Origin of the sequence: Phycicoccus sp. CSK15P-2 (assembly GCF_016888005.1) — a bacterium.
GTDB lineage: Bacteria > Actinomycetota > Actinomycetes > Actinomycetales > Dermatophilaceae > Phycicoccus.
Genome location: NZ_JAFDVE010000028.1, coordinates 1 through 12726 on the forward strand (window position 1 = coordinate 1; position 12726 = coordinate 12726).

Here is a 12726-nt window from a genome sequence, read left to right on the forward strand (position 1 = left end):
CCCCCCCCCCCCCCCCCCCCCCCCCCCCCGGGCCCCCCCCCCCCGCCCCGCCCCCCCCCCGGGGGGGCCCCCCCCCCCCGCCCCGGGGGGGGGCCCCCGACGCGGGGTGGTGCGGGACGGTCAGGCGGGCTTGCCGACGACGGTGACGTCGATGTTGCCGCGGGTGGCCTTGCTGTACGGGCAGAACTCGTGCGCCTTGTCGGCGAGGGCCTGCGCGGTGTCGGCGTCGACACCGGGGATGGTCGTCACGAGCTCGACCGCGAGGCCGAACCCGGTGTCGGTCTCGCCGAGGGTGACGTCCGCGGTCGTCTCGGCACCGGAGGCGTCCACGCCCTCCCGCGAGGCGATCAGCGCGAGCGCGCCGTTGTAGCAGGCCGCATACCCGGCCGCGAACAGCGTCTCGGGGTTCGCGACGGGGTTCGACGTGCTCGGCTTGCCGAGCGGGAGGTCGACGACCCCGTCCTCGCTCTTCGTGTGACCCTCGCGGCCACCGGTGGCGGTGGCGGCGATGCTGTACAGCTTCTTGTTCACGGCCTCGTGGGGCACGGAGCACTCCTCAATGATCGACGACATGGTCGCCCTGGGCAACAGTGCGGCCCGGGACGCCATTCCCCGGAGCCGGACGTCAGAGGCCGAGGCGGTCCCGGACGACGGCGCAGAGCCGGTCGCAGATCTCGCGCGCCCGCTCCTCGGTGGCGGCCTCGACCATGACGCGCACGACCGGCTCGGTGCCGGACTTGCGCAGCAGCACCCGTCCGGTGCCCGCGAGCGCCGCCGTCTCCGCGCGTACCGCGGTGAGGACGCCCTCGTCGGTGTCGACGCGAGACTTGTCGACGCCCTTGACGTTGACGAGCACCTGCGGCAGCCGGGTCATGACCGTCGCGAGGTCGGCGAGGCTGCGTCCGGTCTCCGCGACGCGCGCCGCGAGGAGGAGGCCGGTGAGGACGCCGTCGCCGGTGGTCGCGTGCTCGAGGATGATGACGTGCCCGGACTGCTCGCCGCCGAGGGAGTGCTCGTTGCGGCGCATCTCCTCGAGGACGTAGCGGTCGCCGACGGCGGTCTGGGTGACGGCGATGCCCTCGCGCTCCATCGCCTGGAGCAGGCCGAGGTTGCTCATGACGGTGGCGACGAGGGTGTTCTCGCGCAGCAGACCCCGGTCCTTGAGAGCGACGGCGAGGATCCCCATGACCTGGTCGCCGTCGACGGCGCGCCCCTCGGCATCGACGGCGAGACAGCGGTCGGCGTCGCCGTCGTGGGCGATCCCGAGGTGTGCGCCGCGCTCGACGACGGCCGCGCTCAGCCGGTCGAGATGGGTCGAGCCGTAGCCGTCGTTGATGTTCAGACCGTCCGGGTCGGTGCCGATCTCGACGACCTCGGCACCGGAGAGCCGGAAGACCTCCGGCGAGACGGCGCTGGCGGCCCCGTGCGCGGCGTCGATGACGACGGTGAGGCCGTCGAGCCGGTTGGGCAGGGCCTGGAGCAGGTGCGCGACGTAGCGAGCCTGGCCGGCCCGGTTCTCGTGGATGCGCCCGACGTCGGCACCCTGTGGTCGCTCCCACGCCTGGCCGAGACGGTCGGCGATCTCGTCCTCGACCGCGTCCGGCAGCTTGTGACCGCCGTCGGCGAAGAACTTGATGCCGTTGTCCGGCATCGCGTTGTGCGACGCCGAGATCATGACCCCGAACGTGGCGCCCATGTCGGCGGTGAGGTAGGCGACGGCCGGCGTCGGCAGGACACCGACGTTGTGCACGTCGACCCCCGCCGACGCGAGCCCGGCGCACACGGCCGCGGAGAGGAACTCGCCGCTGACCCGGGGGTCGCGACCGACGACGGCTCGCGGACGGCGACCGTCCCGCCGGTCCTCCTCGCCGAGCACCTGGGCCGCGGCGATGCTGAGGTCGAGCGCGAGCTCGGCGGTGATGTCACGGTTGGCGAGACCGCGCACCCCGTCGGTACCGAAGAGTCGGGACATTCATCAGGCCTTTCGAGGATTCCGGCGACTGAACCTACCGCGAGTCCGCCCCGCGCACCGCGACGGCGGCATCCGCAGGGGATGCCGCCGTCGTGGCGCGGTGCGGGCGCGGGTCAGCGCTTGCTGTACTGCGGCGCCTTGCGGGCCTTCTTGAGACCGGCCTTCTTGCGCTCGGGGACACGGGCGTCCCGGGTGAGCAGGCCGGCCTTCTTCAGCGCCGGGCGGTTGAGCTCGGGGTCGACGCCGTTGAGCGAGCGGGCGACACCGAGGCGGACCGCGCCGGCCTGGCCCGAGGGGCCACCGCCGTGGACCCGGACGAGGACGTCGTAGGCGCCGTCGAGCTCGAGCACCTTGAGCGGCTCGGCGACGATCTGCTGGTGCACCTTGTTCGGGAAGTACTCCTCGAGGGCGCGGCCGTTGACCTTCCACTCACCGCTGCCCGGGACGATCCGGACGCGGGCGACGGCCTGCTTGCGGCGGCCGGTGGCGCCACCGGGTGCCGAGGCGCTCGGGCGGCGGACGGTCTCACCGCCGGCGGCGGGAGCGTCGGACTCGGAGGTGTACTCGGTGACGGGGGCGTCCTCGGCGTCGGTGCCGGCGGTCTCGTCGATCTGGGCGTTCTCGGACATCACTGGGCCACCTGGGTGATCTCGAAGGGCGTGGGCTGCTGAGCGGCGTGCGGGTGCTCGGCGCCGGCGTAGACCTTGAGCTTGGTCAGCTGCTGGCGGCCGAGGGAGGTCTTGGGGAGCATCCCGCGGACGGCCTTCTCGACCGCCTTCTCCGGGTGCTTCTCGAGGAGCTCGGTGTACGACTGCGACCTCAGGCCGCCCGGGAAGCCGGAGTGCCGGTAGGCGCGCTTCTGCTCGGCCTTGGAGCCGGTGAGCGCGACCTTGTCGGCGTTGACGATGATGACGAAGTCGCCGGTGTCGACGTGCGGGGCGAAGGTCGGCTTGTGCTTGCCGCGCAGCAGGACGGCGGCCTGGCTCGCGAGGCGGCCGAGCACGACGTCCGTGGCGTCGATGACGTGCCACGCACGGGTGATCTCGCCCGGCTTCGGGGTGTAGGTACGCATGGGAGCTTCCTGTGGTTCGGTCGGGTGGACGTCGGGCCGCGAGGCCGCTGAGGGGCTCTGCCCTCGGGCGCGGCACACCAGTCGACAAGTCTATGGACCCCGGGGCGATCCGGCCTAATCGGCGGCCTCTACCCCCTGACCTGCGAAGACATGGGTATCTGGCGGCGTGCAAGGATACTGTGCAAAGCATGTGTGCACATGTATTGTGCATACATGCCGCCCTCGGACCCTCCCCTGCCGCCGTCTCCCGACGAGCTCACCGGCCTCCGGCTCGACGCCACCGCCCTCAAGGTGCTGGCCCACCCGCTCCGGTCCCGGCTGCTCAGCCGGCTGCGCACCGACGGACCCGCGACGGCCACCGCCCTCGCCACCGCGCTCTCGACCAACTCGGGCGCGACGTCCTACCACCTGCGCCGGCTCGAGGCGGTCGGCCTCGTCACCGACACCGGCGAGGGCACGGGCAGGCGGCGGCTCTGGCGGGCGTCCACGGACAGCCACCAGTACGAGCCGAGCGACTTCACGGGGGACGACGACGCCGAGACCGCGCTGGGCTGGCTGCAGCGCGACTACTCGCGCCATCTCGGCGAGCGCTTCGAACGATGGCTCGACGTCGAGCACGGCTGGCCGGACGAGTGGCGCGACGCGGTCGGGATGTCCGACTCGTTCGTCATCGCGACCCCGGAGCAGCTCCGCGCGATGCAGGCCGAGCTGTGGGCGGTCCTCGAGAGGTACCGCCGGGTGGGCCAGGGCAACCCCACCGCCCGGCGCGTCGCCGCCTACCTCGTCAGCTACCCTCTCGACCTCGACCGCCCACCGCGCGGCGAGCGCACCCGGTGACCACCCGCCCCCCGACGGCCGCCGCGGCCCGGCGTGTCCTGCTGATTCTCACCGCCACCCGCTGGTTCCCCGTGGGCCTGGTCATCGGCATCGTGACCCTGCTCCCCCTCGAGCGCGGGGTGAGCCTGAGCCAGCTCGGGCTGATCCTCTCGGCGCAAGGGTTCGTCGTCCTCGCCCTCGAGCTGCCCACCGGCGGGATCGCCGACGCCCTCGGCCGACGCCCGGTGCTCCTCGTGGCGACCGGTGTCGCGCTCGTCTCGGCGGTCCTGTTCGTCCTGGCCCAGACCGTCGCCGCGTTCGTCGTCGCGATGCTCCTCCAGGGCGTGTACCGCGCGCTCGACTCCGGACCGCTGGAGTCCTGGTACGTCGACACCGCCCAGGCCGCCGACCCCGGGGTCGAGGTCGAGCAGGGGCTCTCCCGGGCCGGCACGGTGCTCGGGCTGTCGATCGTCGGCGGGGCGCTGGCGTCCGGAGGCCTCGTCGCCTGGGACCCGGTCCCGTTCCTCACCGCCCTCGAGACGCCCTACTGGCTCTCGGTCGGATTCATCGCCGTCAACATCGTCACCACCGCGGTCCTGCTGAAGGAGCCGGTCACCCACGTCGACGCCACCGGCTGGCGCCGTGCCCTGGGCTCGGCCCGCGAGGCGCCTCGGGTCGTCGCCGGGGGCCTCGGGCTGCTGCGGAGCAACCGCGTCGCCCTTGCCCTCGTCGGGGTCGAGGTGTTCTGGAGCGTCGGGATGATCTCGTTCGAGACGCTCATGCCGGTGCGCCTGTCCGAGCTCGTCGGCGGCGAGGCGCAGGCGGGCGCGCTCATGGGCCCGGTGTCGGCGGCAGCCTGGGGGCTGTTCGCGGCCGGGTCGGCGCTCGCTTCCCTGCTGGCCCGCCGGGTCGGGGTCGCCTGGACCGCCATCGGCTCGCGGGTCGGACAGGGGCTGCTCGTCGTCGTCATGGGCCTGACGACCGGGCCGATCGGCCTCGTCACCGCGTTCTTCGTCGTCTACGCGCTGCACGGCACCGCCGGCCCGGTCCACGCGACGCTCATCCACCGTCAGGCACGGCCGGGCAACCGGACGACGCTGCTGTCCATGAACTCGATGGTCGCGGGCGCCTCCTACAGCCTCGGCCTGCTCGCGCTCGGCCCGTTCGCCGAGGCGACGAGCACCGCCCTCGCCATCGGGATGGCCGGCGCCTTCAGCGTCCTCGGTGCGGCCCTGTACCTGCCCGCCCTCCGCCAGGAGCGGCGGAGAACCGAGGCGATGTCGGAGGCAGAAGGGCGGTCCGGGCCTCGCATGGCAGGCTGACGGCATGCGGCAGTTCCTGGCAGGCGTGGTGGCCACGCTCGTCGTCCTGGCCCTCGGGGCCGGGGCGCTCGTCCTGGCGGTCGGGGACGGCGCCGAACCCGGCGAGCCCCCGCCCTCCCCCGCCCCGTCGGGGGTGCGTGTCCCGCCGCCGGACGACCTCGGCGACGACGAGACCTGGCTCGGTGCCGTCGACCTCGACAGCCGTGAGGTCGTCTCGGCTGAGGGCGACCTCGTCGACGTGCAGGCGACCGGCACCGGGGTGCGCTTCGGCCCGGACGGCCTGCGGGCACGGACCCTGGCCATCGACGCCACGATCCCGTTCGACACCGTCGCCGAGCAGGTCGAGGGCGACATCCGGCTCTACGCCGTGAGCGGCGGCCGGGCCGGGGTCGAGCGGCCGGCCCGTGTCCTCGGGCGCGACGTGCTCGTCCGCGCGACCGGCCGGGTCAGCGCCGACCGCGGTCAGCTGCTCGTCGTCCCCGAGACCGTGGACGTCGGGGCACCCGACGTCCTCGAGTCGGTCGCCGGTGCGGCGCTGCGTCGCCTCGTGACGTTCCGCACCGATGTGCCGGGCGTTCCCGAGGGGATGGTGCTGCGCGAGGTGTCGGTGAGCGGCGCGGGCTTCGCCGTCCGCCTCGACGGCACCGACGTCGCGGTCGGCCGCTGACCGCTCACCCGGCCGTCAGCCGGCTTCCGAGGTGACCGTCAAGAAGTGCGTCGAGGAGTCGTACACGAACGTCGTCCGGGCCCCGTCGGAGGGCACGGTGAGGGTGATGTCGCCACCATCCGGCGACCCACCCGCACCGTAGCTCTCGTCCCAGGACAGCCCGTGCGCGACCTTGAGCTCCCACGTCCCGGCCGGGATGCGGGTCGTCGCCCACGTGTAGGTCCCGTCGCCGTCCGGGTCCTGCAGCCAGGGCCGCATGCAGCCCGGCTGCCAGTCGTCGCCGCACCCGAGCTCGGACTGGTACGAGCCCGGTGCGGTGACGACGGGCCCCTCCTCGTCCGAGGTCGCCCAGTGCGTCGCGTGGTCGTAGTAGAAGGTCACGTCCCCATCCGGCGTCTCGTACGAGATGTTGTCGCCCTCCCGCACCCCGCCCGCGCCGTAGTTCTCGGTCCAGGACCGGTTCGTCGCGGCCTTGTAGCCGTAGCTGCCCGCAGGGATGCTGAAGTGCTCCTTCCAGATCCCGTCCCGGTCATCGAGCGCCAACTGGGCCTGGTCGCAGTCGGGCGCCCAGTCGCCGCTGACGCCGAGCTCGACGGGGCAGCCCATCTCGGAGTTGTGCGTCCCCGGCACGCTCACCGCGTCGGGCTGCGGGACCGGGTCCCCGAGCGGGACGTCCCCGGTGTCCGCCCCCGGCGGCGCGGTGACGGCCCAGCCGCCGTCCGCGGCCACCCGGCCGCGGGCGTCCCGGACGGCGACGCGGTACTCGAGCAGCGTCCCGAGCGGCAGCCGCGAGACGTCGTGGAACACCCGGAAGGGCGCGTTGTCGTCGGTGCCGAGGAGCTGCCACTCCTGCGTCCCGACCGGCCGGACCCAGAACGTCGCCTGCGCGAAGGTGTCGGACACCACGTCCGCCGCGACCTCCGCCCGGCCGGACACCCCGGCCCCGTCCTGCGCCTCGAGCGTCACGGTGGGCGGGGCGACCCGGGTCGTGATGGGCTTGTTCGCCTTCCAGACGCTGACCGACAGCGGCGGGACGGCGACCCGCACGGTGCCGTCCCGCGACGGCCTGACCGCCCGGTCCGCGCCGAACACCGGACGGAAGGCGCGACCACGTCCGGAGGTCCAGGTGTCGAAGGTGGCGGTCGCGGGCTCGGACGAGCTGTTCGCCGCGACGACGTACTCCACCTGACGGCGGCGGTCGATCCGGGACACCGCGAAGATGCCCGGCCCGTCCTCGGCGTACCGCGCGACCTGGGCCCCGTCGGCGAGCGCGGGGTTGCGGTCCCGGACCTCGGCGAGCGTGCGGAGGTGCCGGTAGAGCGGGTGGTCGGGGTCGTAGCGGTCGCGGGAGCCCTCGGGCCCGGCGAGCACGTCCTCGGAGTTGTAGACGTCGACCTGGCTGGCGAAGAGGTCCTCGCGGGCCAGCTGGTCGCCGCCGGTGCCGATGAAGCCCTGCTCGTCGCCGTAGTACGTGACCGGGTTGCCGCGGGTCGTGAACATCAGCGAGTCGGCCAGCTTCACCCGCTGCAGGTGCTCCGCCTCGTCCGCCGACGCGTCGGCGAGGAACATCGCGACGCGGCCCATGTCGTGGTTCCCGAGGAAGGTCGGCAGCTGGTAGGCGTTGCTGTCGGCGTCGGTGTACCAGTCGTCGTCGGCGTAGAAGTCGGCGAGGGCGGAGGCCGGCCCGCCCTCGGCGAAGTCGACGCCCCGCTGCTGGAAGCCGAAGTCGAGGGTCGCCTGGAGCTTCCCCGCGGTCGTGTACTGCGACATCACGGCCGGGTTGCCGTCGTAGACCTCGCCGAAGGCGAAGAAGTCGTCGTTCCCGATGCGCTCGGCCTCGCCCAGGACGTCGGGGACGAACTGCTGCCAGAACTCGAGGTTGACGTGCTTGACGGTGTCGATCCGGAAGCCGTCGATGCCGAAGTCGACCCACGTCCTGTAGATCTCACCCATGCCGCGGGCGACCTCGGGCCGCTCGGTGAACAGGTCGTCGAGCCCGACGAAGTCACCGTAGGTCGAGGACTCCCCGGCGAAGGTCGAGTCGCCGCGGTTGTGGTACATCGTCACGTCGTTCAGCCAGGCGGGGGTCTTGGCGTCCCCCTCCCCGGGGTGGAGGAACGGCGCGTACGGGAACGAGGTGGCCGGGTCGAGCTCTGGCCACTCGTCCGCCGGGCGGTCGACGTAGTCGCGGTCGTCGAAGGGCTGCCCGTCGACGTCGCGGTACGGGTCCTGTGCCTTCGTCCGGTACGAGTACCGGCCCTCCTCGTCGTCGATGACGTCGGCGGTGTGGTTCGTGATGATGTCGAAGAAGACCTTCATGCCCTTGCGATGCGCGGCGGCGACGAGCGCCTTCATCTCGGCGTTCGTCCCGAGGTGCGGGTCGATGCGGGTGAAGTCGGTGATCCAGTAGCCGTGGTACCCGGCGCTCTCCTGGCCCGGAGCGCCCTGGACCGGCTTGTTCGTGAAGCTCGGGGTGAGCCAGATGGCTGTCGTGCCGAGGCCCTTGATGTAGTCGAGGCGGTCGGTCAGCCCGGCGAGGTCGCCCCCGTGGTAGAACGCCTTGTCGCTCGGGTCGAACCCGGTCGTGAGGCGCCCTCCGGTGAGGCCGCCCCGGTCGTTGGCCCGCGAGCCGTTGGCGAAACGGCCCGCCATGACGAAGTAGAACCGCTCCCGGGTCAGCGGCTCACGCAGCGAGTCCTTCGCCAGCGCCCGGTCCCCCGTGCTCGTCCCTGCCTGGACGTCGACCGGCGAGGCGGTCACGGCGTGGGTGGCGTCGTCGTAGGCCACCTCCACCCGGGCCGGGCCCTCGAGATGGAGCGGGATGTCGGGGCCGCCCTGCACGCCGCCGGCCCCGTAGCTCTCCGCCCAGCCGTCGTCGAGGGCCACCTTGTACTCCCACGAGCCGGCGGGCATCTCGAAGGTCGCGCTCCACCGGTCGCCGTCGCCCTCTCGGGCCAGCTCGGTCTCCTCGCAGGCGGGCATCCAGTCCTCGGCGCAGCCGAGCTCGTCCTGGAGGTCACCGACGAGGGCGACCGACCCGGTGGCTGCCGACGCGGGGAGCGCGGCCAACGCCCCCGGCGACCCGAGGAGGAGGGCACCCAAGAGGACGGCGGGCAGGCGGCGTGCTGGTCGGGGCATCGTTGCTCCTCGGGGACCACGGACGGATCGCCGCCCGGACGGTGTCTCGCGAGCGAAGGTAGATGCACCGACGCGCCACGGGAAGACCCGGCCCGACCTTCTGACGAAGTCTTTACCCGGCCCTCACCGGGGCCGGAGGATGCGGCCCTCGTCCCACACCGGCGCGTCGCTGCTCACGACCGTCCCGTCCTGGCGGAACACGAGGAAGCGGTCGAGCCCGCGGGCGAACCACCGGTCGTGGGTGACCGCGACGACGGTGCCCTCGAAGGCGTCGAGGGCGTCCTCGAGCGCCTCGGCCGAGTGCAGGTCGAGGTTGTCGGTGGGCTCGTCGAGGAGCAGCAGCGTGGCGCCGGACAGCTCGAGGAGGAGGATCTGCAGGCGCGCCTGCTGCCCGCCGGAGAGCGAGTCGAAGGTCTGCTCGGCGGCCTTCGCGAGCCCGTAGCGGTCGAGCGCCCGGGCGGCGAGGTCGCGCGGCATCCCGGCGCGGTGCTCGTCCCCGCGGTGCAGGATCTCGAGCAGCGTGCGGCCGTGCAGGGCCGCGTGGTCGTGCGTCTGGGCGAACCAGCCGGGGCGCACCCGGCTGCCGAGGACGACCCGCCCGGCGTGCGCGACCGGCTCGGGGCGGATGTCTCCCCCAGTCCCCGCGGCGTGGCCGCCACGGGAACCGGGAGGTGCCCCCGCCACCGGTTCGTGCTCACGCGCGGGGTCGCTGCCAGCGGCCGCGAGCAGCCGGAGGAAGTGAGACTTCCCGGAGCCGTTGCTGCCGAGCACGCCCACCCGCTCGCCGAACCAGATCTCGTCGTCGAACGGCGCGACGAGCCGCTGCCCGTCGACCCGCAGCTCGAGCCCGGTGGCGACGACGGCCCGCTTGGCCGTGCGGCCTCCGCGCAGCCGCATCGACACCTTCTGCCGCAGCGGGACGGCCTCGGGTGGGCCGGCCTCCTCGAAGCGGCGCAGCCGGGTCTCCGCGGCCTGGAGCCGAGGAGCCATGGCGGAGTTGTACGCCGCCTTCTGGCGGTACATGACGACGAGCGCCTCGAGCTTGGCGCGCTCCTCGTCCCACCGGCGACGCAGCTCGTCGAGGCGGGCGTTGCGGTCCGCGCGGGCCTGCTCGTACGTGCCGAACCTCCCGGGGTGGACCCACACCGTGTTGCCGCCACGGGACGGCTCGAGCGTCGCGATGCGCGTCGCGACGCGGTCGAGCAGCTCGCGGTCGTGGCTGACGAACAGGACGGTCTTCGGCGACTCGACGAGCCGCTCCTCGAGCCAGCGCTTGGCGGGGACGTCCAGGTAGTTGTCCGGCTCGTCGAGGAGCAGCACCTCGTCCGGCCCGCGCAGCAGGGCCTCGAGGACGAGCCGCTTCTGCTCGCCGCCGGAGAGGGTCGTGACCTTCCGCCACTGGGCCTTCTCGTACGGGATGCCGAGGGCCGCGACGGTGCAGACGTCCCACAGCGTCTCCCACTCGTAGCCGCCGACGTCTCCCCAGTCGGCGAGCGCCTGGGCGTAGTCGAGCTGGTCCTGCTCGGACTCGCGCTCCATCATCGCGAGCTCGGTGCGGTCGACGGCCTCCGCGGCCCGCCGCACCGGCTCGGGCGCGACGGAGACGAGGAGGTCGCGCACGGTCGAGTCGTCCCGGACCTTCCCGACGAACTGGCGCATCACCCCGAGCCCGCCACTGCGGGTGACCGCGCCGTCGTGGCCCGTGAGGTCCCCGGCGAGGATGCGCAGGAGGGTCGTCTTGCCCGTGCCGTTGGGGCCGATGAGCGCGACCTTGGCGCCGTCGCCGACGCGGAAGGTCACCTCGCGCAGCAGGGGCCGGCCGTCGGGGAGCGCGTAGCCCACGGCGCCGATGTCGAGGTGTCCCACGGGCGTCGAGTGTGGCGCACGAGGGCGCCCGGCGTCATCCGGGTTTCGAGGTCCCCGGCCCGGAGCGCACGGCGCCGTCGAGCTCGGCGACGAGGCGCGCGGGCGCGGTCGCCCGGTACGAGGACTCGACGAGCTCGGCGACCTCGTCCCAGTCGACGTCGACGCGCAGGTCCAGCGCGAGCCAGCCGTAGGCACCCTCGTATCCGGGGACGACGAAGCGGGAGTCCTCGAGCAGGGCCGGCCGCTCGCCGTCGTCCGGGAGGAAGACCAGGGCCTGACGCAGGGCGTCCGAACCGTGATTTCCCTTGACGACGCCACCGAAGATGGCGAAGACCTTCTTCGTGAAGAACGTGGGACGCCCGTGGCTGACCTTCTCCGCGGCACCGGGCAGGGCCAGGGCGACCTCGCGTACTCGGGCGAGCAGCGGGTCGGCGTCGTCGAAGCGCGGCGGGTGAGCCACCACGCCATCGTAGGGCCGTGCGGGTCAGCCGGGCAGGGTCCGAACGGCGCGCGCCTCCTCCGCGCGCGCGGCGAGCTCGTCGTCGGGCGGGTAGACGACCTCCTCGAGGGACAGGCCGTGCGCGGGCATCACCGTGACCCGTGGGTCGCGCACGCCGCCGGCCAGGACCTCGGCCGGGAAGCCCACCGGGTGGCGGCCCTCCCCCACGGGCACGACGGCCCCGACGAGCGCACGGACCATGCTGTGGCAGAAGGCGTCGGCGACGACGGTCGCCTCGAGGACGCCCTCGCCGGTGCGCGTCCAGCGGTAGTCGAGCAGGGTCCGGACGGTGGTCGCCCCCTCGCGCCGCTTGCAGAAGGCGGCGAAGTCGTGCAGGCCGACCAGGGCTCGAGCGGCCTCGTCCATGGCGGCGGCGTCGAGCCGGTCGCGGACCCGGACGGTGTCGTTCCGGCGCAGCGGGTCGGCGGACGCCGGGTCGTCGACGACCCGGTAGCGGTAGCGGCGGCGCAGCGCGGAGAAGCGTGCGTCGAACCCGGGCGGGGCGATCGACACCCGGTGGACGACGACGTCGTCCGGGAGCACACCGGCCAGCCGCGTGACCGCCGCCGTGGCGGGGTCGCGGTCCGAGCGCCCGGGGAGCGAGGCGAACGCCGACTCGTCGACGTCGGCATGGGCGACCTGGCCCCGGGCGTGCACGCCGGCGTCGGTGCGCCCGGCGACGGTGAGGCGCACCGGTTCCGGCGCCCGCAGCACCGTGGTGAGCGCCGCGGACAGCACGCCCTGGACCGTCCTGCGGTCCGGTTGCGCCGCCCACCCGGAGAAGCCCGACCCGTCATAGGCGAGGTCGATCCGCAGCCGCACCGTCACGGCGTCAAGGCTACGGGGCGGGAACAGCGGCCCGGACGCTCGTCCCTCCGTAGCCGTTCTCGCTGTCCCGCCCCTCGACGATCACCTCGGTGACGCCGTCCGGGATGGCGAGCCCCGACTGGGTCCGGGTGAAGGGCTGCTCGCCGGCGTGGTCATGGGCCAGCTCGTGGCTGCCGAGCTCGGTGCCGTCCGTGGTGAGGACGCGCCAGCCGTCGGCGTACCGTTCCGGGGAGTCGTATGTGGACGAGATCGTCACGTCCAGCGTGAACGTGCCGTCGGCCTCCCGCCGGATGTCGACGGTCTCGACGTCCGGGAACCGCTTCTCCTCGGTCTCGCCGTCGTCCGGCACGAGCGTGGTGTCCGGGGTGGACGACGGGAGGGTGGTCGACCCGGCGTCCTGCCCGTCCCCGCAGCCTGTGAGGGCGAGGACGGCGACGGCGCCGAGGGCGGCGAGGGACCGGTGGGGACGCATCCACCGACCCTAGGGTGCTGCGGGCCCGGCCGTCCGCCCCGCATTCCGGATCGTCACCTTCTCGTCATCCGCAC

General features: G+C 73.5%; 12 protein-coding genes. 3 read left to right on the forward strand and 9 right to left on the reverse strand.

Annotated features, from left to right (window positions below; all coding sequences use genetic code 11):
* Positions 1-120 precede the first annotated feature (120 nt).
* The 4 genes from JQN72_RS15685 to rplM form a co-directional block, all read right to left on the reverse strand.
* Complete coding sequence (locus JQN72_RS15685) at positions 121-546, reverse strand: Ohr family peroxiredoxin (protein ID WP_307812748.1); 426 nt, start codon at positions 544-546, stop codon at positions 121-123.
* Positions 547-625: 79 nt separating this feature from the next.
* Positions 626-1972 (reverse strand): phosphoglucosamine mutase, encoded by a 1347-nt coding sequence (gene glmM / locus JQN72_RS15690; RefSeq protein WP_204136076.1) that lies wholly within the window; start codon positions 1970-1972, stop codon positions 626-628.
* Positions 1973-2085: 113 nt separating this feature from the next.
* A complete protein-coding gene (rpsI, locus tag JQN72_RS15695; protein ID WP_204136077.1) occupies positions 2086-2601 on the reverse strand; it encodes a 30S ribosomal protein S9 in 516 nt (171 codons plus the stop codon).
* Positions 2601-3044, reverse strand: a complete 444-nt coding sequence (gene rplM / locus JQN72_RS15700) for a 50S ribosomal protein L13 (protein WP_204136078.1) — start codon at positions 3042-3044, stop codon at positions 2601-2603. The genes rpsI and rplM overlap by 1 nt, the downstream gene beginning before the upstream one ends.
* 213 nt (positions 3045-3257) lie before the next feature.
* On the opposite strand from rplM, the gene JQN72_RS15705 reads away from it, so the two are divergent.
* Genes JQN72_RS15705 through JQN72_RS15715 form a run of 3 tightly spaced genes read left to right on the forward strand, consistent with a single transcriptional unit; the run spans position 3258 to position 5849 of the window.
* Complete coding sequence (locus JQN72_RS15705) at positions 3258-3881, forward strand: helix-turn-helix domain-containing protein (RefSeq protein WP_204136079.1); 624 nt, start codon at positions 3258-3260, stop codon at positions 3879-3881.
* Positions 3878-5182, forward strand: coding sequence for an MFS transporter (locus JQN72_RS15710; protein ID WP_204136080.1), 1305 nt, complete (start codon positions 3878-3880; stop codon positions 5180-5182). The genes JQN72_RS15705 and JQN72_RS15710 overlap by 4 nt, the downstream gene beginning before the upstream one ends.
* 4 nt (positions 5183-5186) lie before the next feature.
* A complete protein-coding gene (locus JQN72_RS15715; RefSeq protein ID WP_204136081.1) occupies positions 5187-5849 on the forward strand; it encodes an LmeA family phospholipid-binding protein in 663 nt (220 codons plus the stop codon).
* A gap of 15 nt (positions 5850-5864) precedes the next feature.
* On the opposite strand, the gene JQN72_RS15720 is transcribed toward JQN72_RS15715, so the two are convergent.
* The 5 genes from JQN72_RS15720 to JQN72_RS15740 all read right to left on the reverse strand — a co-directional run bounded on the left by JQN72_RS15720 (position 5865) and on the right by JQN72_RS15740 (position 12652).
* On the reverse strand, positions 5865-8987 hold the full coding sequence (locus tag JQN72_RS15720; RefSeq protein ID WP_204136082.1) for an alpha-amylase family glycosyl hydrolase: 3123 nt from the start codon (positions 8985-8987) through the stop codon (positions 5865-5867).
* 123 nt (positions 8988-9110) lie between these two features.
* The gene (locus JQN72_RS15725) at positions 9111-10853 is read right to left on the reverse strand and encodes an ABC-F family ATP-binding cassette domain-containing protein (RefSeq protein ID WP_204136083.1); all 1743 of its coding nucleotides are present in this window, start codon (positions 10851-10853) and stop codon (positions 9111-9113) included.
* Between the two features lie 34 nt (positions 10854-10887).
* The gene (locus tag JQN72_RS15730) at positions 10888-11313 is read right to left on the reverse strand and encodes an MmcQ/YjbR family DNA-binding protein (RefSeq protein WP_204136084.1); all 426 of its coding nucleotides are present in this window, start codon (positions 11311-11313) and stop codon (positions 10888-10890) included.
* A 24-nt stretch (positions 11314-11337) separates the two neighbouring features.
* Positions 11338-12174, reverse strand: a complete 837-nt coding sequence (gene truA, locus JQN72_RS15735; protein ID WP_204136129.1) for a tRNA pseudouridine(38-40) synthase TruA — start codon at positions 12172-12174, stop codon at positions 11338-11340.
* Positions 12175-12190: 16 nt separating this feature from the next.
* Entirely contained in the window at positions 12191-12652 is a 462-nt protein-coding gene (locus tag JQN72_RS15740) for a hypothetical protein (protein WP_204136085.1), read from the reverse strand.
* Between the last annotated feature and the right edge of the window lie 74 nt (positions 12653-12726).

Coding starts and splice junctions, on each gene's coding strand:
- glmM (WP_204136076.1), bottom strand. CDS start 1,972: ATGTCCCGACTCTTCGGTACCGACGGGGTGCGCGGTCTCGCCAACCGT.
- rpsI (WP_204136077.1), bottom strand. CDS start 2,601: ATGTCCGAGAACGCCCAGATCGACGAGACCGCCGGCACCGACGCCGAG.
- rplM (WP_204136078.1), bottom strand. CDS start 3,044: ATGCGTACCTACACCCCGAAGCCGGGCGAGATCACCCGTGCGTGGCAC.
- JQN72_RS15705 (WP_204136079.1), top strand. CDS start 3,258: ATGCCGCCCTCGGACCCTCCCCTGCCGCCGTCTCCCGACGAGCTCACC.
- JQN72_RS15715 (WP_204136081.1), top strand. CDS start 5,187: ATGCGGCAGTTCCTGGCAGGCGTGGTGGCCACGCTCGTCGTCCTGGCC.
- JQN72_RS15720 (WP_204136082.1), bottom strand. CDS start 8,987: ATGCCCCGACCAGCACGCCGCCTGCCCGCCGTCCTCTTGGGTGCCCTC.
- JQN72_RS15740 (WP_204136085.1), bottom strand. CDS start 12,652: ATGCGTCCCCACCGGTCCCTCGCCGCCCTCGGCGCCGTCGCCGTCCTC.